Source organism: Mycolicibacterium confluentis (assembly GCF_010729895.1).
In the GTDB taxonomy this organism is placed as follows: Bacteria; Actinomycetota; Actinomycetes; order Mycobacteriales; family Mycobacteriaceae; genus Mycobacterium; species Mycobacterium confluentis.
Window position 1 is genome coordinate 4,101,950 of the sequence record NZ_AP022612.1, and the last position, 23,617, is coordinate 4,125,566.

At 66.8% G+C, this 23,617-nt stretch carries 23 protein-coding genes and 1 tRNA gene; 15 read left to right on the top strand and 9 right to left on the bottom strand.

The genetic code is table 11. The features are described from left to right. Window positions 1–48: 48 nt before the first annotated feature. Window positions 49–363 carry an ArsR/SmtB family transcription factor gene (locus tag G6N34_RS19395; protein ID WP_085149797.1) on the bottom strand — a complete coding sequence of 105 codons (315 nt, stop codon included), beginning with the start codon at window positions 361–363 and terminating at the stop codon, window positions 49–51. A 100-nt stretch (window positions 364–463) separates the two neighbouring features. Here G6N34_RS19395 and G6N34_RS19400 point away from each other — a divergent pair, with 100 nt between their 5' ends. Then, window positions 464–1,675: an MFS transporter gene (locus G6N34_RS19400; protein WP_085149799.1), complete on the top strand. Its 1,212-nt coding sequence runs from the start codon at window positions 464–466 to the stop codon at window positions 1,673–1,675. An 80-nt stretch (window positions 1,676–1,755) separates the two neighbouring features. On the opposite strand, the gene G6N34_RS19405 is transcribed toward G6N34_RS19400, so the two are convergent. The 5 genes from G6N34_RS19405 to G6N34_RS19425 all read right to left on the bottom strand — a co-directional run bounded on the left by G6N34_RS19405 (window position 1,756) and on the right by G6N34_RS19425 (window position 6,298). After that, window positions 1,756–3,069, bottom strand: a complete 1,314-nt coding sequence (locus G6N34_RS19405; protein WP_085150107.1) for an HNH endonuclease signature motif containing protein — start codon at window positions 3,067–3,069, stop codon at window positions 1,756–1,758. Between the two features lie 146 nt (window positions 3,070–3,215). Continuing rightward, the gene (locus tag G6N34_RS19410) at window positions 3,216–4,070 is read right to left on the bottom strand and encodes a DMT family transporter (protein WP_234812762.1); all 855 of its coding nucleotides are present in this window, start codon (window positions 4,068–4,070) and stop codon (window positions 3,216–3,218) included. Between the two features lie 56 nt (window positions 4,071–4,126). Beyond that, on the bottom strand, window positions 4,127–5,098 hold the full coding sequence (locus G6N34_RS19415) for a tripartite tricarboxylate transporter substrate binding protein (protein WP_234812763.1): 972 nt from the start codon (window positions 5,096–5,098) through the stop codon (window positions 4,127–4,129). Then, entirely contained in the window at window positions 5,095–5,979 is an 885-nt protein-coding gene (locus tag G6N34_RS19420) for an SDR family oxidoreductase (RefSeq protein ID WP_085149803.1), read from the bottom strand. The genes G6N34_RS19415 and G6N34_RS19420 overlap by 4 nt, the downstream gene beginning before the upstream one ends. Window positions 5,980–6,215: 236 nt before the next feature. Further along, window positions 6,216–6,298 (bottom strand) — tRNA-Tyr (locus tag G6N34_RS19425). A 124-nt stretch (window positions 6,299–6,422) separates the two neighbouring features. Between G6N34_RS19425 and G6N34_RS19430 the strand changes: the two genes are divergently transcribed. The 4 genes from G6N34_RS19430 (at window position 6,423) to G6N34_RS19445 (ending at window position 10,015) form a co-directional block, all read left to right on the top strand. After that, on the top strand, window positions 6,423–6,914 hold the full coding sequence (locus tag G6N34_RS19430; RefSeq protein WP_085149805.1) for a YajQ family cyclic di-GMP-binding protein: 492 nt from the start codon (window positions 6,423–6,425) through the stop codon (window positions 6,912–6,914). Window positions 6,915–6,986: 72 nt separating this feature from the next. Further along, window positions 6,987–8,498, top strand: a complete 1,512-nt coding sequence (locus G6N34_RS19435; protein WP_085149807.1) for a flavin-containing monooxygenase — start codon at window positions 6,987–6,989, stop codon at window positions 8,496–8,498. A gap of 139 nt (window positions 8,499–8,637) precedes the next feature. Continuing rightward, window positions 8,638–8,922 carry a hypothetical protein gene (locus G6N34_RS19440; RefSeq protein WP_085149809.1) on the top strand — a complete coding sequence of 95 codons (285 nt, stop codon included), beginning with the start codon at window positions 8,638–8,640 and terminating at the stop codon, window positions 8,920–8,922. A gap of 67 nt (window positions 8,923–8,989) precedes the next feature. After that, on the top strand, window positions 8,990–10,015 hold the full coding sequence (locus tag G6N34_RS19445; RefSeq protein WP_085149811.1) for an NAD(P)H-dependent glycerol-3-phosphate dehydrogenase: 1,026 nt from the start codon (window positions 8,990–8,992) through the stop codon (window positions 10,013–10,015). A 2-nt stretch (window positions 10,016–10,017) separates the two neighbouring features. Here G6N34_RS19445 and G6N34_RS19450 read toward each other — a convergent pair whose 3' ends face one another. After that, window positions 10,018–10,551, bottom strand: coding sequence for a hypothetical protein (locus tag G6N34_RS19450; protein ID WP_085150111.1), 534 nt, complete (start codon window positions 10,549–10,551; stop codon window positions 10,018–10,020). Window positions 10,552–11,027: 476 nt separating this feature from the next. On the opposite strand from G6N34_RS19450, the gene G6N34_RS19455 reads away from it, so the two are divergent. From G6N34_RS19455 to G6N34_RS19500, 10 genes are read left to right on the top strand one after another with little or no spacing between them, the layout of a single operon-like run. Continuing rightward, window positions 11,028–11,846, top strand: coding sequence for an MlaE family ABC transporter permease (locus G6N34_RS19455; protein WP_085150113.1), 819 nt, complete (start codon window positions 11,028–11,030; stop codon window positions 11,844–11,846). Window position 11,847: 1 nt separating this feature from the next. Next, window positions 11,848–12,705 carry an MlaE family ABC transporter permease gene (locus tag G6N34_RS19460; protein ID WP_085149813.1) on the top strand — a complete coding sequence of 286 codons (858 nt, stop codon included), beginning with the start codon at window positions 11,848–11,850 and terminating at the stop codon, window positions 12,703–12,705. Further along, entirely contained in the window at window positions 12,706–14,319 is a 1,614-nt protein-coding gene (locus G6N34_RS19465) for an MlaD family protein (protein ID WP_085149815.1), read from the top strand. Beyond that, window positions 14,316–15,371, top strand: a complete 1,056-nt coding sequence (locus tag G6N34_RS19470; RefSeq protein WP_085149817.1) for an MCE family protein — start codon at window positions 14,316–14,318, stop codon at window positions 15,369–15,371. The genes G6N34_RS19465 and G6N34_RS19470 overlap by 4 nt, the downstream gene beginning before the upstream one ends. Next, window positions 15,364–16,410, top strand: a complete 1,047-nt coding sequence (locus tag G6N34_RS19475; protein ID WP_085149819.1) for an MlaD family protein — start codon at window positions 15,364–15,366, stop codon at window positions 16,408–16,410. The genes G6N34_RS19470 and G6N34_RS19475 overlap by 8 nt, the downstream gene beginning before the upstream one ends. Continuing rightward, window positions 16,407–17,525, top strand: a complete 1,119-nt coding sequence (locus G6N34_RS19480) for an MCE family protein (protein ID WP_085149821.1) — start codon at window positions 16,407–16,409, stop codon at window positions 17,523–17,525. Before G6N34_RS19475 ends, G6N34_RS19480 begins: the two co-directional genes overlap by 4 nt. Beyond that, window positions 17,522–18,826 carry an MlaD family protein gene (locus G6N34_RS19485; RefSeq protein ID WP_085149823.1) on the top strand — a complete coding sequence of 435 codons (1,305 nt, stop codon included), beginning with the start codon at window positions 17,522–17,524 and terminating at the stop codon, window positions 18,824–18,826. Before G6N34_RS19480 ends, G6N34_RS19485 begins: the two co-directional genes overlap by 4 nt. Further along, the gene (locus G6N34_RS19490; RefSeq protein WP_085149824.1) at window positions 18,823–20,076 is read left to right on the top strand and encodes an MlaD family protein; all 1,254 of its coding nucleotides are present in this window, start codon (window positions 18,823–18,825) and stop codon (window positions 20,074–20,076) included. Before G6N34_RS19485 ends, G6N34_RS19490 begins: the two co-directional genes overlap by 4 nt. Before the next feature lie 25 nt (window positions 20,077–20,101). Continuing rightward, on the top strand, window positions 20,102–20,788 hold the full coding sequence (locus G6N34_RS19495; protein WP_085149826.1) for an Rv1363c family protein: 687 nt from the start codon (window positions 20,102–20,104) through the stop codon (window positions 20,786–20,788). Between the two features lie 5 nt (window positions 20,789–20,793). Continuing rightward, window positions 20,794–21,591, top strand: coding sequence for a DUF3298 domain-containing protein (locus G6N34_RS19500; RefSeq protein WP_085149828.1), 798 nt, complete (start codon window positions 20,794–20,796; stop codon window positions 21,589–21,591). 27 nt (window positions 21,592–21,618) lie between these two features. Here G6N34_RS19500 and htpX read toward each other — a convergent pair whose 3' ends face one another. Next, complete coding sequence (gene htpX / locus G6N34_RS19505) at window positions 21,619–22,527, bottom strand: zinc metalloprotease HtpX (RefSeq protein WP_085149830.1); 909 nt, start codon at window positions 22,525–22,527, stop codon at window positions 21,619–21,621. 72 nt (window positions 22,528–22,599) lie between these two features. Further along, entirely contained in the window at window positions 22,600–23,607 is a 1,008-nt protein-coding gene (grcC1, locus tag G6N34_RS19510; protein ID WP_179965778.1) for a nonaprenyl/(2E,6E)-farnesyl/geranylgeranyl diphosphat synthase, read from the bottom strand. Window positions 23,608–23,617: the final 10 nt, after the last annotated feature.

The following is a 23,617-nucleotide window of genomic DNA, read 5'->3' on the forward strand; positions in this document are numbered from 1 at the left end:
CACTGAGGGCGGGATTTCCGCGGCGAACTCTCCGCCCTCAGTGCGGTGTCAACGTGCGCTGACCTCCCGGTTGGCGCTTCCCACAACGGCTTCCAGAAGCCCTGGCAGCGCGGCGTCGACCTCAGTGTCACGCAACCGCTGAAACGTCAGGCCGTCGACGACCGAGCGCTCGATGAGTCCGGCCTCGCGCAGGATCTTGAAGTGATGCGTGGCGGTCGACTTGTTGATGTTGTCGTACAGCGCGGCGCACTTCACGGCCTCACCCGCATTGCGCAGTCGGCGGACCATCTCCAACCGAACGGGATCCTGCAGTGCGGCCAAAACCTGATGCAACGCACCCACCGGATGGTTGGTCTCCCCCATGTGCTGTGCCCCTCATCACGCGAAAACTGAGTTTGATGCCCATCAAACCACGCGTAGGCTCTGACGGGTTCGATGTTCATCAAACCCGACAGGAGAGCCCATGTCGTCGGCCTCGGCGGATGCCACCACCGGGAGTCAGGATCAGCGCTGGGCCTATGCCCTGCTGCTCGTCCTGAGCGGCGTCGCGCTGGGGGTGTCCGGCATGCCGGCCCCGCTGTACGGCATCTACGAGACGACGTGGCATCTCTCGCCGCTGGCCACCACCATCGTGTTCGGCGTCTATGCGTTCGCCGCACTGGCCGCCGTGCTGGTGTCGGGACGGATCTCCGACGTCGTGGGCCGCAAGCCCGTGCTGCTGGGGGCGCTCGTCGCGTTGATCGTCGGCCTCGTGCTGTTCCTGCTGGCGCAGAACATCGTGCTGCTGCTGATCGCCCGCGCCATCCACGGCGCCGCGGTGGGCTCGATCGTCGTGGCCGCCGCCGCGGCACTGCTTGATCTGCGACCCGATCACGGCATGCGCTCCGGACAGCTCAGCGGCGTTGCCTTCAACATCGGCATGACGGTGGCCATCGTCGTGTCGGCCGGGCTTGCCCAGTACGCACCCCATCCCCTGCGCACGCCGTACGCGGCGGTCGCGGTGGTGTGCGCCGTCGTGGGGGCGGGCGTGCTGGCGCTGCGGGAGACGCACACGTCGCGGGCGGCGGGCCCGATCCGGATCTCCAAACCCGCTGTGGCACCGGAGATCAGGCAGGACTTCTGGTTCGCCGCGCTGGGCGCGATGGCGTCGTGGTCGGTGCTGGGCGTGCTGCTGTCGCTGTATCCGTCACTGGCCGCCCATCAGGCACACATCGACAACCTGCTGTTCGCGGGCGGGGTCGTGGGCACCACTGCCTTCGCGGCCGCGCTCGCCCAGATGGCCGCGACCCGAGTGCCCGCGCACCTGGCCGCGATCTTCGGTGACATCGGCATGGCCGTCGCACTTCTGGTGACCATCCCGGTGCTGGTGCTGCAGTCCTGGCAGCTGGTCTTCGTCGCCGCGGCCCTGCTCGGTGCGACGTTCGGTCTGGGCTTCGGCGGTTCGCTGCGTCACCTGTCGAAGGTGGTGCCGACCGATCAGCGCGGCGAGACGATGTCGGCGTTCTACGTGCTGGCCTACAGCGCGATGGCCGTCCCGACGATCATCGCCGGATGGGCCGCCACGCGCTGGACCCTGGCCACGGTGTTCCCGTGGTTCGCGGCGCTCACCGCGCTGGCCTGCGTGGCCGCAGCCGTCGTCGGCGCCGTCACCATGCGCAAGCAAGCTTCCCGCTGACACACCGCGCTTCCGCTGGCACCGCACTGGGTCGGGCATTACGTAAGTACGCCGGCCCCAGCGCGGTCTCGACGCACCAGCTACAGGTACTCGTCCTTGGGTTGGACGGTGACGATCGCGTCCCGCATCTTGTCCTGCGATGGAGGTTCGTACGCCGTGTACCACCACCAGTCGCAGCGCTCCCCGGAGGTCCCGGGGTAAGGCCGCACCTGCGGCGGGGGTCCATGCGGTCGCCGCGCCAACGACCCGTCCTGCAGCAGTTGCCCGTCGCAGTCGAGAACTTTGAGCCGACTGGCCGGGCCCAGGACAGTGATCTCACCCTTGTGGTGCATCCGATGGTGATACGGACACAGCAGCACCAAGTTCTCCAACTCGGTTTCTCCGCCGTCCTCCCAATGCTGGATGTGATGGGCATGCAAACCCCTCGTAGCCCCGCACCCCGGCACAGCGCACGTGGGGTGGCGATGCTCCAGGGCGCGGCGCAACCGCCGGCTGATCGTGCGCGTGGTGCGCCCCGACCCGATGACCTGCCCGTCACGTTCAAACCAGACCTCGCAGGTGGCATCACAGGCCAGGTACCGGCGGTCGGCATCCGACAGAGCCGGCCCCAGATGCAGATTGGCCAGCTTCTCCTCGACATCGACGTGCAGCACCACCGTGGTGCGATGCCCCTGCGGGCGCGCGGTGGCCTCGGCATCCCAACCTGCCTCCACCAACCGCATGAAACCGTCTGACAACGTCGGAAACGGTGGACGACGCAACTCATCACGATTGTGCCCAGTGTCGGATTCATCAGCGTTGTGATCACGCTTCCACTCACCGATCATGGCTTCATGGTGCGAGGTCAGTCCGGCCTCGAACTTCGCCGACTCGATCGCCGGGAGCGTGATGCGCCACGTGACGGTGTCCTCACCCACACTCTTGGACACCGATGCCTGCGGCACCGGCTTGGGTTCCGGCTCTGGGCGCGGCTCCAGCTTGATCGCCTTCTTGAGCTGGCTGACCGAGGCGTGGGTGGCGAACGCCCTGTAGTGCTCATCGGAACCCTCGCCGGCGCGTCGCGCGATCACCCCGACCTGATCGAGTGACAACTGCCCCTCGCGCAGCGCACCCACACAGCGCGGGAACTCCTCAATCCGCTCGGCGATCGCCGCGATGGACTTCGCGTGCTCCGCCGACGCACCCAGCCGCCAGGCCAACAACCCTGCCAGCGACCGACACCCGGTGTGGCCCCACAACCCGTCCATCCGCGCCGCGATCTCGACGATTCGGCCATCGATCGCGTTGCGCTGCCCCGCCAACTCGGACAGTTCGTCGTACAACCTCATCAGACGGTCAGTCCGCAGCTCGCCCGGTTGCTCAGCAACCAAGCCGGGACCCGTCATCGAGGACATGACCACAGTCTCCCAGCAGGGTCCGACAAATTTCGGACCCGAGAGACGCCGCCGCACGCCCTCCCAGCGAGACCGCGCTGAGGACGGCCCGAGACTGCGAATTCCTGCGGGATTTCTCGCAATCGCCACAGTCTCGGCGCGAGAGACTACGGGTCAGCTTCGACAACCGTCTCCGGTTCGCGCGCAGTGGATTTGGCCCGGATCGCGATCAGTCCGCCGCCGATCACCAACACCATGCCCGCATAGGTCAACAGCGTCGGCGAATGGCGCCAGACGACCCAGTCGATCACAGCGGTGAACACGATCACCGAGTAGATGAACGGGCCGACCTTCTCCGCTGGAGCGTAACGGTACGCCAGCACGATCAACGCCTGCGACAGCACCTGCGCGAAACCCAACGCGCCCAACCACATCCACGTTTCCTTGGGGAAGGGCTGCCAGTCCACGACCGCAATCGGCAGTGCCATGACGGTGGACAACAGGAAGTAATAGAACAACAACCTGGCCATCGGCTCGGTGGCCCCGAGCCAGCGCACCGACATCATCGCGACCGCAAGCAGCACGGCACCCGCCAACGCGGACAACTCACCGGCGCCGAAACTCTTCCCCTGGGGTTGAAGCACGAACATCACCCCGATGAAACCGACGCCCGCACCGATCAGCGTCAAGGCCGAAATCCGTTGCCGCGACACCATCCATGCGATGAGCGGCATCCACAGTGGTGCGCTGTACGTCAGCAGAGTGGCGTTGGCCAGCGGTATCACGGTGATGGCGAAGAAGAGGCAGTACCAGCAGGCGGTTCCCGCGCCGGCGCGCAGTACGTGTAGACCGAAGCGGTCAGTTCGTACGAATGACCATCCACCTCGCACCGCGACCGGGATCAGGAACAGCAGTCCGACGAAGTTCTGGAACAGGAGCAGAACCCCGGTCGAGGTGTACTGGCCGGTCACCTTCGCCAGTGCGCCGACCAGGGCCACGCAGAAGAAGGCGAGAGTGGTCAAACCCGCTCCCAGGAGCAGGTTCTCGGGCCTGCGGCCCGACACTGTCTTCGCCGTGGTCACGACGCTTCGAGAGCGGCTCTGACGTCGGCCTGGGTGTCGGCGAGGAACGCCTGAAACTCGTCACCGACCATGAACGTCGTCGTGAAGTGACTGCGCTCGGCGGTCTGCTTCCAGGTGGGCGTCTCCACCATCTTCGCGAGTGCCTGCTGCCAGAAGTCCACGGCGTACTGCGGCATGTTCGGCGGACCGTACAGTCCGCGCCAGTTCGAGAGGGTCACATCGAGGCCCTGCTGCCGGGCGGTGGGAACGTCGAGGCCGGGCAGGGGATCCTCGGCCAGCACTCCGAGGGCCTTGAGGTCGCCGGACGTCACTTGGTCGACGAACTCGCTCACCCCACCGATGGCAACCTCGATCTCACCGTTCGCCAGTGCGGCGATCTGATCGCCACCCCCCTGCTGGGTCACGTAGTGCACCGTGGCGGGGTGACCGCCCGCAGCGGAGACCAACAGATCGAAGGGTGCCTCGTCGTCGCGCGCGGCACCAACGGCGACGCTGGCCGGGTCGGCTTTGATCGCGGCCAGCAGATCGGTGAGGTTTGTGAACGGGGAGTCGGGTCGAGTGACGACGACGTAGTACTCGGTCATCAGTCGGGCGATCATCGTGACGTCTTGGTATCCGTACCGGGAGTTGCCGCTGAGCTGATTGGCCATCATGGACAGCGACGTGACCGAGACCTGATTGTCAGCACCGTTGTATTCCTCGACCATCGTGGCGAGGAAATCGGCGCCGCTGGCACCGGGTCGGTTCTGCACCGGCAGCGGCACATCGACGAGGTGCTCCGCCTGCAGTGCGTCGACAACCGAGCGGATCGTCAGGTCGAACCCGCTGCCCGGGTTCGCACCCGCCGTCATCGTCACCGGACCGGTCGGGTACGGCGCGGCGGCAGCGGTCGGTCCGAAGCCGTGGCACGCGGTCAGCAGCAGCGACACGACCAGTACGGCGCGGGTGGTCACAGTCTTGATGATCAAGGTCGCCTGCTCTCTGATTGGGTGGACTGAGGCATCCTGGCGTTCAAGCGGTTGGTCTCACGCTCCAAGATGCTGTTGAGCATGCGGGGCGCGACGACGTCGAGGGCACGGAGCGCAAGGGCCTTCCTGGGTGCGATGCGGATCGGTCGGGTCTTGGCGGCGGTCACCATCCAGTCAGCGGCTTCGTCGGAGGTGAGTGCGACGAGGCCGTCGTAGGCGCGAGTGGGGGCGATCATTGGTGTGGCCACCAGCGGGTAGTACACCGTCGTGGAGTGCACTCCGGAGCGGCCCCACTCGGTGTCGATGACACGGCTCACTGCGCTCAGTGCCGCCTTGGATGCGTTGTAAGCGGCGAACATTGGCGACGACTCCGGCAGCACGCGCCATGTGGCGACGTTGATGATGTGCCCGTCGCCGCGTTCGAGCATGCCGGGCGCAAACCCTCGGATGAGTCGCAGTGGCGCGAAGTAGTTCAGCGCGGTGACCCGTTCGACGTCGTGCCAGCGTTCCAGTGACTCGATCAGCGGCCGTCGGATGGATCGAGCGGCGTTGTTGATCAGGATGTCTACGGAGCCAACCTGATCAACGAGCGCGTCGACCTGGTCGAGGTCGGCGAGGTCGGCACGGATCGCAAGGGCGTCGCCGCCGGTGTCGGTGATCTCTCGGACGAGGTCGTCCAGCACGTCCTCCCGCCGTGCCACCACGATCATGGTGGCGCCCTCGGCGGCCAACTTGCCTGCGGCGACCGCACCGATGCCCGACGATGCTCCGGTCAGCAGGATGCGTTTTCCCCGCAGATCGATGGGCGACCGGGCCGGCCAGCGCGGCATCGGGCGCATACCGGCCAGGCGCACGGCCCTCTTGACGTTGTCGGGGATCACTGGCAGCACTCCGGTCGGGTCGGCGCCCCCGTCATCAAGGCGACGATCAGGGTGTCGTCGCCGGGTTCGGCGTCGATTAGCAGCGACTTTAAGGGTCCGCTCACGATCACCGATTGCGTTAGCGTGAATTTCGCGTCTGATTGACACCGCTCTGAGGGCGCTGTGTCGCCGAAATCACCGCCGTGAGTGCGGTCTCAACGCAATCAGGCCCCCTCGAAGAGGGGGCCTGATCAGTGTGGCAGGTACAGGATTCGAACCTGTGTAGGCGTTAGCCGACGGATTTACAGTCCGCTCCCATTGGCCGCTCGGGCAACCTGCCGGGTCTCGCGCCTCGCTCGGGGAACCAGCCCCGCGTTTGGTGCGAGTAGCAGGGTACAACGAGGATGTACTGAATACGAAAACGGCACCACACAGCCACCACCGAGCAGAGGGGATGGAATCCAATGGCGGATTCATCGTTCGACGTCGTGAGCAAGGTCGACCGCCAGGAGGTCGACAACGCGCTCAACCAGGCGGCCAAGGAGCTGTCCACCCGGTTCGACTTCCGCGGTACCGACACCACCATCGCCTGGAAGGGTGAGGAGTCCATCGAACTGGTCAGCTCGACCGAGGAGCGCCTCAAGGCCGCGGTCGACGTGTTCAAGGAGAAACTGGTCCGCCGCGACATCTCGATGAAGGCCTTCGACGCCGGCGATCCGCAGGCCAGCGGCAAGACCTACCGGCTCACCGGCACCCTCAAGCAGGGCATCGACAGCGAGAACGCCAAGAAGATCACCAAGATCATCCGTGACGAAGGCCCCAAAGGCGTCAAGGCGCAGATCCAGGGCGACGAGATCCGGGTGAGCTCCAAGAAGCGCGACGACCTGCAGGCCGTGATCTCCCTGCTGAAGGGCTCCGACCTTGACGTCGCGTTGCAGTTCGTCAACTACCGGTAGGGCTACTGGCCCAACCGGTGGGTTGGTGCCTATCTTGGGAAGTGACGAACCCCACATCGCGATAGGGCAGGTATGACGGCGATCGAGCACGACCCCACCACGGACACCGGCGACCGCGCAGAGGAGTTCGATGTCCTCATCGTGGGCGCGGGCATCTCCGGAATCGGAGCGGCCTACCGCATCTCCGAACGCAACCCGGGGATGTCCTACGCGATCCTCGAACGCCGCGAGCGCATCGGCGGGACGTGGGACCTGTTCCGCTACCCCGGGGTGCGGTCGGACAGTTCGATCTTCGGCCTGAGCCTGCCATACGAACCGTGGACCCGGCGCGAGGGCATCGCCGACGGCGACCACATCCGCGAGTACCTCACCGACACCGCGCGCAAGCACGGAATCGACCGCCACATCCGGTTCGGTAACCGCGTCCACACCGCCGAATGGGACTCGGACACCGACACCTGGACGCTGCGCGCGGACGAGGGCGGGGCCGAGAAGGTGTACCGGGCCCGCTTCGTGTTCTTCGGCAGCGGCTACTACAACTACGACGAACCGCACTCCCCCGACTTCGCGGGCAGCGAGACGTTCGAGGGCCCGATCGTCAACCCGCAGCACTGGCCCGAGGACCTCGACTACGCGGGCAAGCGCGTCGTCGTGATCGGCAGTGGCGCCACTGCGGTGACGCTGGTGCCCGCACTGTCCCGCACCGCCGAGAAGGTGACGATGCTGCAGCGCTCACCGACTTACATCGCGCCGGGACCGCGCGTGCACCCACTGTTCGACGTGTTGCGGAAATACCTGCCCCGCAGGGTGTCCCATTCCCTCGCGCGCTGGTACTTCTCCACCGTCGAGTGGGTCACCTACATGCTGTGCCAGAAGTTCCCCACCATGATGAAGGGGTTCTTCCGGCGCCAGGCGCTCACGAACCTGCCCTCGGGCTATCCCATCGACGTGCACTTCAAGCCGACGTACGACCCCTGGGATCAGCGCGCGTGCCTGGACGCCGACGCCGACCTGTTCGAGGCGATCTCGGCCGGTCGCGTCGAAATGGTGACCGACCGCGTCGACCGGTTCGACGCCACCGGAATCTGGCTGAAATCTGGGCAGCACCTGCCCGCCGACATCATCGTGACCGCGACCGGCCTGCAGTTGCAGGCCCTCGGCGGCGTCACAATCGTCGTTGACGGCACCGAGATCAAGCCTGCGGAACTGTTCGCCTACAAGGCGCACATGCTCGAGGGCATCCCCAACCTGGCCTGGTGCATCGGCTACACCAACGCCTCGTGGACCCTGCGCGCCGACATGACCGCGCAGCAGGTCGCAAAACTGTTGGAGTACATGACCTCCCACGGGTACACCCACGCCTATCCGCACCGCGGCGACGAACCACTGCAGGAGAAGTTCGCCTGGGACCTCAAGGCCAACTACGTATTGCGCTCCCCGCACGCGCTGCCCAAATCCAGCACCAAGCGGCCGTGGGTCGTCCGGCAGAACTTCTTCGCCGATGCGATCGACCACCGTTTCGACCGCATCGAGGAGTCGATGATCTTCGGTCGCGCTCCTCACCGCAGCGCGCTGTCGGCCTGACCCGCCGACAGCAGATTCCCAGCCGCAGCGCAGCGTCCTGCCGGGCCCGATCGCCATGCTGGTCATCAACTACGACCGAGCCGATCGAGGTGACTTCAGTATGGACAGAACTGCAGGGTCCCGTAGAAGAAGACGGGCCGTGGGCGCGATGACGGCGGCGGGCACACTGCTGCTCCTGGCGGGCACCGGCCTCGCCGAGGCCTCCAAGGCGTTGCCCGATGTGGACGGGTTGTCGTGGGGTGCAGCCAAGAAGGTGCTTGAGGACGACGGCTTCAGCCCCAGCGTGGCCTCAACAACCGGCGACCGCGAGAAATGGTCCGACTGCGAGGTGACCGACGTGCGGGAGGCCGCACAGATGACGGGGTCCATGAACGACGTCACGGTGGCGTTGAACTGCGACATGCAACCGACCAGGAAGGGATGACCAGCGCGACACACGAGTTCGGCTGATCTGCCGGTCAACCCCCGTCCTGACCAATACGCTGATCGCCATGTCTTCAGCGCAACGCGAACCCAAGGTTGTCGTGCTGGGCGGCGGGTCGTGGGGAACCACCGTGGCAGCCATCTGCGCCCGTCGAGTGCCCACGCTGCAGTGGGTGCGATCGGAGCAGACAGCCAAGGACATCAACTCCCATCACCGCAACAGCCAGTACCTCGGCGACGCGGTCATACTGCCGGAATCGCTTCGGGCCACCAACGATTTCTCCGAGGCGGCCCACTGCGCGGACGTGATCGTGATGGGCGTGCCCTCGCACGGCTTCCGCGCGGTGCTGTCCGAACTCGCCAAGGAACTGCGCCCGTGGGTGCCGGTGGTGTCCCTGGTCAAGGGTCTCGAGCAGGGCACCAACATGCGGATGAGCCAGATCGTGAACGAGGTGCTGCCGGGCCACCCCGCCGGGATTCTGGCCGGGCCCAACATCGCCCGTGAGGTCGCCGAGGGTTACGCGGCCGCGGCCGTGCTGGCCATGCCGGACCAGAGCCTGGCCGCCAACCTGGCGAACCTGTTCCGCACCAAGCGTTTTCGCACCTACACCACCGACGACGTGATCGGCGTCGAGATGGCGGGCGCGTTGAAGAACGTGTACGCCATCGCGGTCGGCATGGGGTATTCGCTGGGTATCGGCGAGAACACCCGCGCCATGGTGATGGCCCGCGCGGTGAGCGAGATGGCCAAGATGGGTGAGGCCGCGGGCGGTCACCGCGACACCTTCGCGGGCCTGGCGGGCATGGGCGACCTCATCGTCACCTGCACCTCACAGCGCAGCCGCAACCGCCACGTCGGCGAGCAACTCGGCCAGGGCAAGTCGATCGACGAGATCATCGCGGCCATGAACCAGGTCGCCGAGGGCGTCAAGGCCGCCAGCGTGATCATGGAGTTCGCCGAGCAGTACGGCCTGAACATGCCGATCGCGCGTGAGGTCGACGGCGTGATCAACCACGGGTCGACGGTCGAGCAGGCCTACCGCGGCCTGGTCGCGGAGAAGCCCGGCCACGAGGTGCACGGGTCGGGCTTCTAGCGTCAGTTGGCGTACGGGTTGGTTCCCTCGGGGCGGTAGAGCAGCGGGTTGACCTCGAGCAGGAAGCTGCCCGCGGGGCTCAGCACAAATCCGGTCTGGTCCTGGGAGTTGACGCAGATCGTGGTGGCGGCGCCGTCGTTGGTGCAGCTGACGGTCCGGAAGCTCATGCGGGTGTTCGGAGGAAGCTGCTTGACGTCGCCGAAGGCCCCGAAGATCGGCCGGTCCGACGACGTGAACGCCGGGGCGCCCGCTGGGCCGGCACTGACCACGTTGGCCCCACCCGGCGCGGCCGGGATGGGCCCGCTGCAGCCGTAGGAGCCGTTGATGCGGTCGAACGCACAGATCAGGCCGTCAGGAGTGCCGAACGCGTAGTAGCGGTCGCCCAGCACCGAGTACTCGACCGGACTCACCGGCGGGAACGAGTTGACGTTGGGAATGGTGGGCGGGGCGGCCGGATCCGCAGCTGCCGTTGCGGGCAGGGCCAGCGCGCCCGCGGCCACTGCCGCGACCGCCGCGGTACGCACGATGCTCAACACCTGGTTCACACTAGGTGGTCGTCTTTCACCCTGCACAGCGTTACTCCGCCGGAACGCGCACAACGACACCGATGACGTGACATCATCACGCTACGGCCGACGCCAGTCGCCGCCACGGGCGCCGAATGGGGCGATCAGCCCCACGGCCGCCAGAATCATTTCCCCTAGCTAAGTTAACGTTCGTGACAATTCTGACGCACCGGTGAAGCTCCCTGGCTGTTCCCGGTTCGACGGCCCATAACCCGTCTTACGTGCGGTTTTGCTGCGGCCATGCGCCATCGGATCGCGGCGCATCATGTTTACGGGAATTCTGACGAAATCGGTGACACGGCCGCTGCCCGCCGCTACGGTGTCCAAGTTGGTAACACCGGTAGTCAGAAGCCTGGCTCGGATGAGGTGTCGATCCGGGGAATGGGGAGGATCATTTGGCTGCGCCGGTTGAGAAGGCGACTCCAAGCGGTGCCCCGCAGTCGGGCATCCGCGAGATCGAGGACTGGGGCGCCGGTTACGTCCGGCGACATCCGCTGGCCTCGCTGGCCACTGTCGGCGATCAGTTCGTCCTCGGTCTGCGCACCCTGCAGTACCTCTTCATCGACCTGGTGACCGGCCGCTTCCAATGGCGGGAGTTCATCAAGCAGGGCGCGTTCATGGCCGGCACGGCCGTGGTCCCGACAGTGCTGGTGGCACTGCCGATCGGCGTCACGCTCTCCATCCAGTTCGCTCTTCTTGCCGGTCAGGTCGGAGCCACCTCACTCGCCGGGGCGGCCAGTGGACTCGCGGTGATCCGGCAGGCCGCATCGTTGACGGCGGCGATCCTGATGGCCGCTGCCGTCGGGTCAGCCATCACCGCAGACCTCGGCTCTCGGAAGATGCGCGAGGAGACCGACGCCATGGAGGTCATGGGTGTCTCGGTGATCCGGCGCCTGGTGGTGCCGCGCTTCGCCGCGGCCGTGATGATCGGCGTCGCGCTGACGGGCGTCGTGTGCTTCGTCGGCTTCCTGGCCAGCTACCTGTTCAACGTCTACTTCCAGAACGGCGCGCCCGGCAGTTTCGTGGCGACCTTCGCGTCGTTCGCGACCACCGGCGACATGGTCGTGGCACTGATCAAGGCCGTGATCTTCGGCGCGATCGTGGCGGTGGTGTCCTGTCAGAAGGGGCTGTCCACGGTCGGTGGCCCGACGGGCGTCGCCAACTCCGTGAACGCCGCGGTCGTCGAGTCCATCCTCATCCTGATGATCGTCAACGTCGCGATCAGCCAGCTGTACATCATGCTGTTCCCGCGAGTGGGGCTGTGACATGACGGCGTCCAGTTACACCCCCAAACTCCTCTCACCGTGGATTCGGCTCTACCGGCGGGCCACCGTTCCGATCATCCGCCTCGGCCACATGCTGGTGTTCTTCGTCCGCGCGATCGCCGCCATCCCCGTCTCGCTGCGCCACTACCGCAAGGAGTTCGTCCGACTGCTGTCCGACATCGCCTGGGGCAACGGGTCGTTGGTGGTCGGCGGCGGCACCGCGGGCGTGGCGGTGGTCCTGGGCATCACCGTCGGTGCGCTGGTCGGCATCGAGGGCTACAACTTCCTGGACCTGCTCGGCCTCGGCCCCGCGACCGGCATCATCTCCTCACTGGTCAACACGCGGGAACTGGCGCCCATCGCGGCGTCGCTGGCCTTCGCCACACAGGCCGGATGCAGGTTCACCGCGCAACTGGGATCGATGCGCATCGCCGAGGAGATCGACGCCCTCGACGCCGTCGCGATCCGGCCCATCCCCTATCTCGTGACCACGAGGCTGATGGCGTCGGTGGTCGCGGTGATCCCGCTGTACGTGGCGTGCCTTGCCGTCAGCTACCTGACCACCCAACTGGTGGTGCGGTTGATCAGCGGCGGCGCGACGGGGTCCTACCTGCACTACTTCACCTTGATGCTGTCCGGTCAGGACATCGTCTACTCGCTGTGCAAGGCCATCATCTTCGTGTGGATCGCCTCGACGATCCAGTGCTACTACGGCTTCTACGCCGCGGGCGGGCCCGAGGGTGTCGGCGTGGCCGCGGGGCACGCGATGCGGGCCAGCATCACCGTCGTGATCATCGTCAACATGCTGCTGACCATGGCGTTGTGGTCGGTCGATGCGGGAGCGAGGTTTGGCGGTTAGATGACGTCCAACTCCTGGGAACCCGACGGCCGGGGCGTCGCGGAACGCCACCTGCTGCTGTGCGGTCTCGCGGTGCTCCTCGTAGCGACCGTGGTGTCGGTGACGCTCGTGGTGAAGGCCACCGGACGCCTGGACCCCCACGTCCGCGTCGTCGCCGCGCTGGTCAACGTCGGCGACGGACTGCCGCAGCGCTCCGACGTCAAGTACCACGGCGTCCTGGTCGGCATGGTGAACTCCGTAACGCCTGCCGCACACGGCAATCCGAACTATGTCGACATCGACCTCAAGCCCGAGTACGCCGGATCGATCCCGGAGACCGTCACGGCACGCGTGGTCCCCAGCAACGTCTTCGCGGTCTCGTCGGTCCAACTGGTGGACCGCGGTGCCGCACCGGCGATTCAGGCCGGCGCGCAGATCCCCGAGGACACCGAACTGCCGACGGTGCTGTTCCAGACCACGATCAGCAAGCTGCGCGACATCCTCGCCGCCACCGGACGTGGCCGCGAGGACAAGACCATCGGCCTTCTCGCCGCGATCAACGCCGCCACCGAGGGTCGCCGCGGCGAACTGCTGACGTCCGGCGCACAACTGAACCGACTGGTCGACGAACTCGACTCCATTGTCGCTACCGAACCCGGACCCACCACGGTCTCGGCCCTGACCGACGCGGCCCGCGGACTGCAGCACACCGCACCCGAACTCGTGGACGCCCTGCATCAGGCCGTGCAGCCCATGCGGACCGTGGTCGAACAGCAGGCGGAACTGACCGCGCTGATCAACGGCGGCCTGCACACCACGGGCACCACCCACACCGCGCTGAGCAACCACTCCGATCGGCTCGTGAAGATCACCGGCGAATTGACCCCGGCCGTGGGCTCCATCGCGGAGATCGCGCATCACTTCCTGCCCGCCTTCGTCAAGCTCAACGGGCTGGCCGACAAGTACTTCAACGAGGTGTACGTTCCCGAACTCGGCATCGGCAACATGAGGGTCAACGTGTCGTTCACGCCGTCGTACGCCTACACCAGGGCCGACTGCCCGCGGTACGGAGAACTGAAGGGCCCCAGCTGTTTCACGGCCCCGCTGGTCCCCGTCCGACCGCAGCTTCCCGACGTGGTGCTGCCGCAGAACTATCAGCCGCCCAAGGACCTCGCACCGCCGCCGGGAACGGTCCTGGGCGCAAACGGAAATCTGGTCGCGGTCGGACCGCCGTACATCAACCCGAATCCGAGCCTGGCCGACCCCAACCCACCGCTACCGCCGGGCATGAACCCGTCGCCGCCGGTTCCGGGTACGGCGAATCCCGCGCTGATCCCCACCCAGCCCCCGCCGGTGCCCTTGTCGCCGCCGGCCCCGGTGGCACCCAAGCCGGGCAGCCCGCCGCCGGCAGCACCGGCCGCTCCCGCGGCACCCGCGGCACCGCCGGGATTCTCCGCCGAGAGCGCATCATTCGGCGGCAACGTCGGCCCGGTCGGCAGTGAACAGGAGCGTCTTGCGCTCGGCGCCGTCACCGGTCAGCCCGTGAACTCGGCCACCCAACTGCTGCTCGGCCCGGTGGCGCGCGGAACCACCGTCACGCTGGGCAGCCAAGCAGGCGAAGGAGGTTCGCGATGAGGTACCGCGGAGCACTCGTCGGACTGTCGCTGTTCATGGTCGTGGCACTGACTCTGACCTGGCTGGTCTATGTGACCCTGCGCCGCGACGTCGCGGGGCACACCGTGCCGTACGCCGCGGTCATCTCGGACGTGTTCGGCCTGCGCGAGGGTGACGACGTCCGCATGGCCGGTGTGCGCGTCGGACGCGTCGAGAAGATCGAGTTGCAGGGCGACGTGGCCAAGGTGTCGTTCGTGGTGCAGAGCGATCAGCAGGTCCTCGGCACCACCGTGGCCTCGGTGATCTACCAGAACATCGTCGGGCAGCGTTATCTCGGCCTGTCCCTGGGCAAGCTCGGCGAACCCGGCCCACTGCCGCCGGGAAGCGTGATCCCCCTGGAGCGCACCGATCCGTCGTTCGACGTGGGAACGCTGCTCAACGGCTACGAACCGCTGTTCTCGGTGCTCAACCCGCGCGACGCCGACAACCTCACCAAGGGAGTGATCGAGTCGCTGCAGGGCGACAACGCGTCGATCGCCTCGTTGGTCGACCAGACCTCGAAACTCACGGACTCGTTCGCGGGCCGCGACGAGGAACTCGGCCAGGTCATCACCGACCTCAACTCCGTGGTCGGCAATCTGGCGCAGCACAACGACACGCTTGACCAGGTGATCGGTGAAACCCGGTCCATGGTCAGCACATTCGAGGCCCGCCGACCCGAATTGGTGGCCTCGATGGGGTCGATCTCGTCGGTCGTGCGGCAGCTGTCGGCGATCTCCGACGAGGTGTACCCGCCGCTGCGAGAACTCGTGACGAGGGAACCCGGTTTCGCGCAGCACCTGGTCAGCATCGAACCGCAGTTGGCCTACACCGGCGCGAACCTGCCACTGCTGCTCAAGGGATTCGCCCGGGTCACGGGAGAGGGCGCCTACATCAACGCCTACATCTGCGACCTCAACCTCACCGGGTTCTTCCCCGGTCTCAACGACGTCGTGCCGATCATCGTCGACGCCGCGACCCCGGGTGGCAAGGCCCGATACACCCCGAGATGCAGGATCACCGAGAATGGCTGAGCAGAAGACAAAGCCGCGCGTATGGCAGCGACCGGTGGAGAGCTGGAACCGGACCTGGCTCGGCTTCATCGCGGTGGCGGTGGTCGCGGCCCTGATCGGCACACTGCTCGCGATCAAGGTCGCCGACGTCGGCTATCGGCACTACACCGCGCGTTTCCTGCAGGCCGCGGCGCTGCGTCCGGGCAACCCGGTCATGATCGCCGGCATCCCCGTCGGCGAGGTGACCGACATGAAACTCGCGGGTGACCACGTCGAGGCGGCCCTCAAGGTCCGCGGGGACATCACGTTCGGGCAGAACTCCCGCGCCACGATCAAGATCACCACGATCCTGGGTTCCCGGTACCTGTCCCTGCATCCCGCGGGCCCGGGAACACTGCCGGACGACACCTTCGACCTCGACCACACCGAGGTGCCGTACGACCTGCAGGAGGCGCTGTCCGACGTCACGACCACCTTCGAGCAGGTCGACTCCGACAAGTTCGCCGAGACCCTGGGCATTCTGGGCAAGCAGATGGACGCGTTGCCCGCGATCGTGCCGCAGGCCATGCAGAACACCCACACCCTGTCGACCATCGTCGCGCAGCGCCGCGACCAACTCGGCTCGCTGCTGCAGACCACCGAGATGGTGACCAACACGCTGCGCAGGCAGCAGTCGACGCTGGGCAATCTGGTGAACCAGGGCAACAGCCTGGTCGGCGAGTTCGTCTCGCGCCGTGACTCTTTCCGGTCGATGATGGCGGGCCTGACCAATCTCGTGGAGACGTTGAGCGGCATCGTGATCGACGATCGCCCCGAGTTGGAGGCCCTGCTGCAGAACATCCGCGAGCTGACCGACATGCTCAGCCAGCACGACGACCTTCTGCGCAGCATCCTGCAGTCCGGGCCCGTCGCGCTGCGCGGCATCACCAACACCACCGGCACCGGCAATGCCGCGGACCTCCACGCCCCCGGCGGCCTGCTGGTGGACTCGTGGATGTGCGCGATCAGTGGACGGGCCGAGCAGTTCGGCATGATCCCGTACTACAAGGACTGCAAATGACCAGGGGTAGAAGCAGACTCGTCGCCGTGGTCACGACCGTGGTCGCCTTGACCGTGGTCGTCCTCGCGGCCGGCGGGATGTTCGTGCAGAACAGGCTGAACGCCATCTCGGTGACCGCGCAGTTCGACAGCGCCGCGGGACTCTACGAGGGCAACACCGTCGCGGTGCTGGGCATGCCGGTGGGTCAGGTCACCAGGATCACGCCCAAGGGCAGCTACGTCGAGGTCGAGTTCACCGTGGACAATGACGTCTCGGTGCCCGCCGACGTGCAGGCCGTCACGATCTCGAACTCGATCCTCACCGACCGGCAGATCGAACTGACTCCGGCCTACACGGGCGGGCCGAAGTTGGCGAACAAGGCCACCATCGGGCTCAACCGAACCAGGACACCGATCGAATTCGCCCGGGTGCTCGACGTTTTGGACAAGATGGCCGGGTCACTGCGCGGCGACGGCAAGGGCAACGGCCCCCTGGCGGATGTGGTCAACGCGAGTGCCGCGATCGCCGACGGCAACGGTCAGATGATGAAGGACGCCCTCGGCGAACTGTCGAATGCGCTGCGCCTGAGCAGTGAACGCGGTGACGTCACGCGCGACCAGTTGACCACGATCATCCGCAACGTCAGTTCGCTGATGCAGGCAGCCGCCGACAACGACGGCACACTGCGCGAATTCGGTTCCACGGTGCGGGCTCTGAGCCAGATTCTGGCTGACGAGAACCTGGGTACCGGAACCACGGGCCGCAAGATCGACGACGTCATCAAGCAGGTCAGCGAGGTGCTCGACAAGCATCGCGACACCGTGAAGCAGATCATCTCCAACAGCGACACCGCGCTGACCACGACGGTCGACCACAAGCGGGATCTGGCCGAGTTCCTCGACCTCGCGCCGATGACGCTGGACAACCTCTACAACGTCATCGACCAGAAAAACGGCGCGGCGCGTGCGCACGTCCTGGTGGACAAGGTGCTGTTCGACACCCAGACCATCAAGGAGGTCTGCAACATGATGGGCCTGCGCCAACTCGGTTGCAGCACCGGAACTCTGCAGGACTTCGGCCCCGACTTCGGGCTGGCCTACGTGCTGGATGGCCTCGCGGCGATGGGACAGAAATGATGACCCGGGGCAACCGACGAGCCAGACTCGTTCTGCCGCTTGCCATGGCCGCATGCCTGAGCGCATCGGCATGCGCGACGGAGGGCCTGGGTTCGTTGCCGCTGCCCGCCCCCGGTGTGGGTTCCGGCGGGTACACCATCACCGCGGTGTTCTCCAACGCGCTCAACCTCCCCGAGGACGCCAAGGTCAAACTCGCGGGCGCCGATGTGGGCCAGATGGAGTCGATGGTCGCCACCAACTACACCGCGGTGGCCACGCTGCGCATCATGGACGGCGTGCGCCTGCCCCACGGCACCACGGCCGAACTGCGGTCGGCCACCCCCTTGGGCGACGTCTTCGTGTCGGTGCGGCCACCGGCCACCGTCGACCCGAACGCACCACTGCTGACCGACGGCGACACCATCGACCTGGACTCCACGACCTCGGCGGCCACGGTCGAGTCCGTGCTCGGCTCGGCCGCGATCCTGGTCAACGGTGGGGCCGTACGCAACTTCACCAACATCATCAACGGCCTGGGCAAGGCGACCGGCGATCAGGGCCACGCGTTCGGTGCGCTGATCGACAAGACCAACCGGACGCTGGGCAAGCTCAACGCCCGGTCCGGTGACATCGAGACCGCGATGACCGAGACCAGTCAACTGGTGGCGCAGATCGAGGCGAAGAACGACACCCTCGGCGAGTTGATGAACCAGGCCGGTCCGGCCACCCGGACCCTGGCCGAGAACACCACGGGCATCGCGGATCTGGTCAGGACGCTCGGCGACACCGGAGATCAGCTGAAGAAGTTCCCGTCGGTCGCGGGCACCGACACCAGCGGGCGCAGCATGATCGCCGACGCCAACCAGATCGCCGGCGCCTGGAACGATCTGGTGCTGGCCCCCGACGCGACGCTGTACTCGCTCAACCGGCTGATGCCGCCACTGATCAAGGCCACCGCCGGCAACTCGCTGGCGACTCGGGCCAGCATCGACCGGCTGATCCTGGGGTCCATCCCGGACATCGGGTTCGCCGGGGATCCCGGACTGCACGGCCCCAAGCGCTACAACTGGGAGCAGCTGGTCGGCTCCTTCAAGTACACGCTGTGGCGCCTGCAGGAGCGGGTCGTGGGCAGGGGTCCGGGAGTTCCGCAGGTGCCCGTGATCCCCAGCCCGACAGAGCCGGGCCAGATCATCGTGGCCCCCAACGCCGAGGCGCCCCCGCCCGGTCCGGCGCCAGCCGAAACTCCGCCAGCCGAAACGCCACCCGCGCAGAGCCCGGCGGGACCGCCGCCCGCTCCCCTGCCGGCTGAGGCACCACAGTGATCGGCACCGTCGCCGACGGCATCGTGGGAGTGGTGCGCGCCGGACACCGCCGCAAGGCATGGTTGTCTGCGGCCGCCCTGATCCTCACGCTCGTCGTGGCCACGGCCTACCTGCTGCTCGGCGCGCTGCGGGTGAACCCGTTCGCCTCGAGCTACCGAGTCACCGTGGAACTTCCGGAATCCGCGGGCCTGCTGCCGAACCAGGACGTGACGCTGCGCGGCGTCCCCGTGGGCAAGGTCGAACGCCTCGACATCACCCCGGACGGCGTGAACGCCGTCGTGAACGTGAAATCGTCTGTGCAGATTCCGGTCTCCAGTGATGTCAGGGTGTCGGGGCTGTCCCCGGCCGGTGAGCAGTACATCGACTTCACGGCCAACTCGGACAGCGGCCCCTTCCTGGCGGACGGCGGTGTCATCGAAAAAGGTAGGGCGGGAGTGCCGGTCAGCCTCGCCGATCTGCTGGCCAACGCCGACGGGGCCCTGGCCCAGGTCGACACGGAGAAGATCGAGCTGATGAAGCGCGAACTGAGCCTGAGTCAGGCCGGGCCGCAGAAGCTTGCCGACATCATCGACGGCGGGACATTCCTGCTGTCGACGCTCGACTCGGTGCTTCCGGAGACCACGAGCATGCTGCGCTCCAGTCGCGTCGTCCTGACCATGGTCGCCGACAAGAACGCCGGAATCGACGTCGCCTCAGACAATCTGAACCAGACTCTCGGTGGGATCGCCGAGATGAGCGAGGGATTCAAGCGCCTCACCGATCAGGCCCCAGAGGCGCTGACGAAGGTCGACAACCTCTTCACCGACAACTCCGACACCATGGTCGGCCTGCTCGGCAACCTCACGACGACCTCGCGTCTGCTCTATCTGCGGGTGCCCGCACTCAACGCGCTGTTCCCGGACTACCGCACCTCGGTGCTCGACGCCCTGGGAAGCATCATGCACGACAAGGGATTGTGGGCGACGGCCGATATCTACACGCGATATTCGTGCGAGTACGGGACCCCGCGCCGGGCACCGTCGGCGATCGATTTCGCCGAACCGTTCATGTACACCTACTGCCGCGACGAGCATCCCGGCGTGCTGGTCCGCGGCGCGAAGAATGCGCCGCGCCCCGCCGAGGAGGACAACGGGGCCGGTCCGCCGCCCGGCGCCGACCTGGGCCGCGTCACCGATCCGACGCCCAAGGGGCGGTTCTCGATTCCGACGGAATACGGCGCTCCTGCGCCGTCCTTCGAGCCACCCCGTTGACACCCGACCCGTAGAGGAGACATCGTTGCCTGTGGCTTCTGACAACAAGTCCGACATCAAACCCGAGAGCGAGTCCGCGGATAAGGCGGAGGAGCAGGTCGACTCCACCTCGGAATCCGACGCCGACACCGAACTCGTCGACGAGGTGGACGCGGCGTCCGACGCCGAGGCTGACACCGACGAGGACAGCGAGACCGACACCGAATCGGAGGTCGAATCCGAATCCTCGCCGAAGCGCCGGGGCCGCGTAGCCATCGTCGCGGCGGCCGTGGTGCTGGCCGCGGCACTGGGCGGGGCCGGGTTCCTCGGCTGGAAGGTGTGGGACCTCACGAGCGTCGCCTCCGCGGGTCAACAGGCCCAGGACGCCGCGGTCGCCTACGCGCAGGTGCTCACCAGCATCGACTCGAACAAGGTCGACGAGAACTTCAACCAGGTGCTCGACGGCGCCACGGGTGAGTTCAAGGACATGTACTCGCAGTCGAGTGTGCAGTTGCGCCAACTCCTCATCGACAACAAGGCGGCCGCGCACGGCGTCGTCGTCGACTCGGCCGTGCAGTCGGCGTCGCGGGACAAGGTCGTCGTCCTGCTCTTCGTCGACCAGGCGGTGTCCAACACCAACGTCCCGGACCCGCGCATCGACCGCAGCCGGATCAAGATGACGATGGAAGACGTCGACGGCCGTTGGCGGGCAAGCAAAGTCGAACTGCCCTGATCGCGATGAACACCGTCGCGATCCGCACCTGCCTGGCCGCGGTGGCCGTCGTCGCGGCCGGCGTTCTGAACGCACCCTGCGCGGGGGCGGCGGCCGCGTCCTTCTGCGCCGAACTCGACGGACAGTGGGACGGGCTGTACTGCCGCACCGCCGTCACGGCACCGCGCAATGCGGTCCGTGACATCAAGGTTGCGGTCCCCGCCGAACTGATCGACGACGTGACCGCCGGCCCGGTGATCCGGGACTACCTGACGAATCTGGTGGGCAACTGGCGGCGGGTGGCCCAGACGATGGTCGCGGACAGTTGGGGTGAGGGGAACTACGAGATCTTCCGCCGCGGTGACACGGTGTCGGCCGTGTTTCGGGAGACCTATCACGCCGACGGGCCCGACTTCAACAACGCCTATCGGACCTTCACGTTCGATCTGGCGGGCGGTCGCCAACTGAGCCTGGCGGACCTGACCAAGCCGGGCACAGACCCGCTGACCGCGATCCCCCCACTTGCGCACCCTTTCGTCGTGCAGGCACTCGATGTGGCACCGCCTGCCCACCAGCCCGGCACGTATCCCTTTGTGCCGGAGCGCTGGACGCCCGACAAGGTGTACTCGGGCGGGTACAAGGCGTGGGCCCTGACCCCTGACGAACTGATCCTCTACATGCCGGACTATCCGGTCGGCCGGGACTCCCCGACCGACTTCACGCCCGGAATCATGCAGTGGAACATGGACGGCGGAACCGTCAAGGCACACATCCCGCTCGCGGCTTTGGCGCCGGTGCTGAGACCCGAATTCGGCGGCGTCTGAGGCGAAGCCGGCGCGGCTGACCCGGCGTCAGTAACCGCCGGGCGGACGCGTGCCGTCGCGGCCCGCCATATCCTCGAGGCGCCGAATCCGGTCCTGGATGGGCGGATGCGTCGAGAACAGCTTGCCGATGCGCTCACCCGAGCGGAACGGGCTCGCGATCATCAGGTGCGCCTGATCGGCCAGCTTGGGGTCCGGCGGCAGCGGCGCCTGCTCGACCCCGCCGGAGATCTTGCGCAGGGCCGACGCCAGCGCCAACGGGTCACCGGTCAACTCGGCACCCGACTGGTCGGCCTGGTACTCACGCGAGCGCGACACCGCCATGCGGACCACGGTGGCGGCAAGGGGGCCGAGAAGCTGGATCAGCAGCAGACCCAGGAAGTTCCCGCCGCCCTGGCGGTTGTTGTTGCCGAACATGCCCGCGATCCACGCGACGTTGGCCAGCGCGGTGATCACCGAGGCCATGGCGCCGGCCACGCACGAGATCAGGATGTCGCGGTTGTACACGTGGGAGAGCTCATGTCCCAGCACGGCGCGCAGTTCGCGTTCGTTGAGGATCTGAAGGATCCCGGTGGTGCAGCACACCGCGGCGTTGCGCGGGTTGCGGCCCGTCGCGAACGCGTTCGGGTTGGCGGTGTCCGAGATGTAGAGGCGCGGCATGGGCTGGTGCGCCGTGGTCGCGAGTTCCCGCACGATGCGGTGCATCTCGGGCGCCTGCAGTTCGGTGACCGGCTGTGCGTGCATGGCCCGCAGGGCCAGCTTGTCACTGTTGAAGTACGTGTAGGCGTTGGTGCCGAGCGCGAACAGCAGCGCGACCCAGATCCACGTGGTCGAGCCGGTCGACTGGGCGAACAGCGCGCCGATGAACATGATCAGCCCGGTGAACCCCAAGAGCAGCACAAAGGTCTTGATGCGGTTACCCGCCGGGTGCCACGTCATCAGCGTCCTCCTGCAATGTCGGTCTCCTGCGCTGATTAAACGCTCACCTGGGCTCGCAGGTTCCCGTAGGGGTTATCCGTGTCGGTTCACGGTGTAGTCGACCAGCGACGCCAGCGCCTGGCGACCGGGTGAGTCCGGCAACTGGTCGAGCTCGGCGCGTGCCTTCGCGGCGTATTCGCGCACGGTCTGCTTGGCCTTGGCGATGCCCGAGGAGACCCGCAGCAGCCCCAGGGCCTCGGCCACCAGTGCGTCGTCCTCGACCGGTTCTTTCAGCAGTTCCCGGAGGCGCTCGGCGTCGGGACCGGTCTCGCGCAGCGCGTAGAGCACGGGAAGGGTGTGCACGCCTTCGCGCAGGTCGGTGCCGGGGAGTTTGCCGGACTCGTCGGGGTCGCTGTCGATGTCGATGATGTCGTCGGAGATCTGGAACACCATGCCGACGATGCCGCCGAGGCGCGCGAGGCGCTCGATCTGCTCGGGGTCGGATCCGGAGAATGTCGCACCGAAGCGACCCGACGCGGCGATCAGGCACGCCGTCTTCTCGTAGACCACCTTGAGGTAGTGGTCGATGGCGTCGACGCTGTCGGCCGCGCCCCGGGTCTCGCGCATCTGCCCTGTCACGAGTTCGGCGAACGTGTCGGCGATCACCAGGACCGCCTCGGGCCCCAGCCTCGACACCAGACGCGACGCCGTCGCAAACAGGTAGTCACCCGCCAGGATCGCGATGTTGTTGCTCCACCGGGCATTGGCGCTGGGCGCGCCGCGCCGGACCTGAGCCTCGTCCATGACGTCGTCGTGGTACAGCGTGGCCAGGTGCACCATCTCGATGACGGCGCCCGCGATGGTCACCTCGGTGGCCGCCGGGCGAGGGCCAAGGGAGGCCGCCAGCACCGTGAACAGGGGCCGGAAACGCTTTCCACCTGCCAGGAACAGATGCTGGACGGCCTCTGCCATCAGATCGTCCGCACGACCGAGTTCGGCCTGCATCAACTGCTCGATCTGGGCCACTCCGTCGCGGACGCTCTGCGCGAATTCGGCGTCCCCGAAGTCCACTCCCGCCACCACGCTCGCCGGTGTCCTCATTGGTCCAACA

What these genes read in the sequence shown, in the direction of transcription:
- G6N34_RS19475 (WP_085149819.1), top strand. Translation starts at nt 15,364, where the DNA reads ATGGCTGAGCAGAAGACAAAGCCGCGCGTATGGCAGCGACCGGTGGAG.
- G6N34_RS19500 (WP_085149828.1), top strand. Translation starts at nt 20,794, where the DNA reads ATGAACACCGTCGCGATCCGCACCTGCCTGGCCGCGGTGGCCGTCGTC.
- htpX (WP_085149830.1), bottom strand. Translation starts at nt 22,527, where the DNA reads ATGACGTGGCACCCGGCGGGTAACCGCATCAAGACCTTTGTGCTGCTC.
- G6N34_RS19480 (WP_085149821.1), top strand. Translation starts at nt 16,407, where the DNA reads ATGACCAGGGGTAGAAGCAGACTCGTCGCCGTGGTCACGACCGTGGTC.
- G6N34_RS19445 (WP_085149811.1), top strand. Translation starts at nt 8,990, where the DNA reads ATGTCTTCAGCGCAACGCGAACCCAAGGTTGTCGTGCTGGGCGGCGGG.
- G6N34_RS19400 (WP_085149799.1), top strand. Translation starts at nt 464, where the DNA reads ATGTCGTCGGCCTCGGCGGATGCCACCACCGGGAGTCAGGATCAGCGC.
- G6N34_RS19470 (WP_085149817.1), top strand. Translation starts at nt 14,316, where the DNA reads ATGAGGTACCGCGGAGCACTCGTCGGACTGTCGCTGTTCATGGTCGTG.
- G6N34_RS19485 (WP_085149823.1), top strand. Translation starts at nt 17,522, where the DNA reads ATGATGACCCGGGGCAACCGACGAGCCAGACTCGTTCTGCCGCTTGCC.
- grcC1 (WP_179965778.1), bottom strand. Translation starts at nt 23,607, where the DNA reads ATGAGGACACCGGCGAGCGTGGTGGCGGGAGTGGACTTCGGGGACGCC.
- G6N34_RS19435 (WP_085149807.1), top strand. Translation starts at nt 6,987, where the DNA reads ATGACGGCGATCGAGCACGACCCCACCACGGACACCGGCGACCGCGCA.
- G6N34_RS19405 (WP_085150107.1), bottom strand. Translation starts at nt 3,069, where the DNA reads ATGTCCTCGATGACGGGTCCCGGCTTGGTTGCTGAGCAACCGGGCGAG.
- G6N34_RS19460 (WP_085149813.1), top strand. Translation starts at nt 11,848, where the DNA reads ATGACGGCGTCCAGTTACACCCCCAAACTCCTCTCACCGTGGATTCGG.
- G6N34_RS19430 (WP_085149805.1), top strand. Translation starts at nt 6,423, where the DNA reads ATGGCGGATTCATCGTTCGACGTCGTGAGCAAGGTCGACCGCCAGGAG.
- G6N34_RS19465 (WP_085149815.1), top strand. Translation starts at nt 12,706, where the DNA reads ATGACGTCCAACTCCTGGGAACCCGACGGCCGGGGCGTCGCGGAACGC.
- G6N34_RS19395 (WP_085149797.1), bottom strand. Translation starts at nt 363, where the DNA reads ATGGGGGAGACCAACCATCCGGTGGGTGCGTTGCATCAGGTTTTGGCC.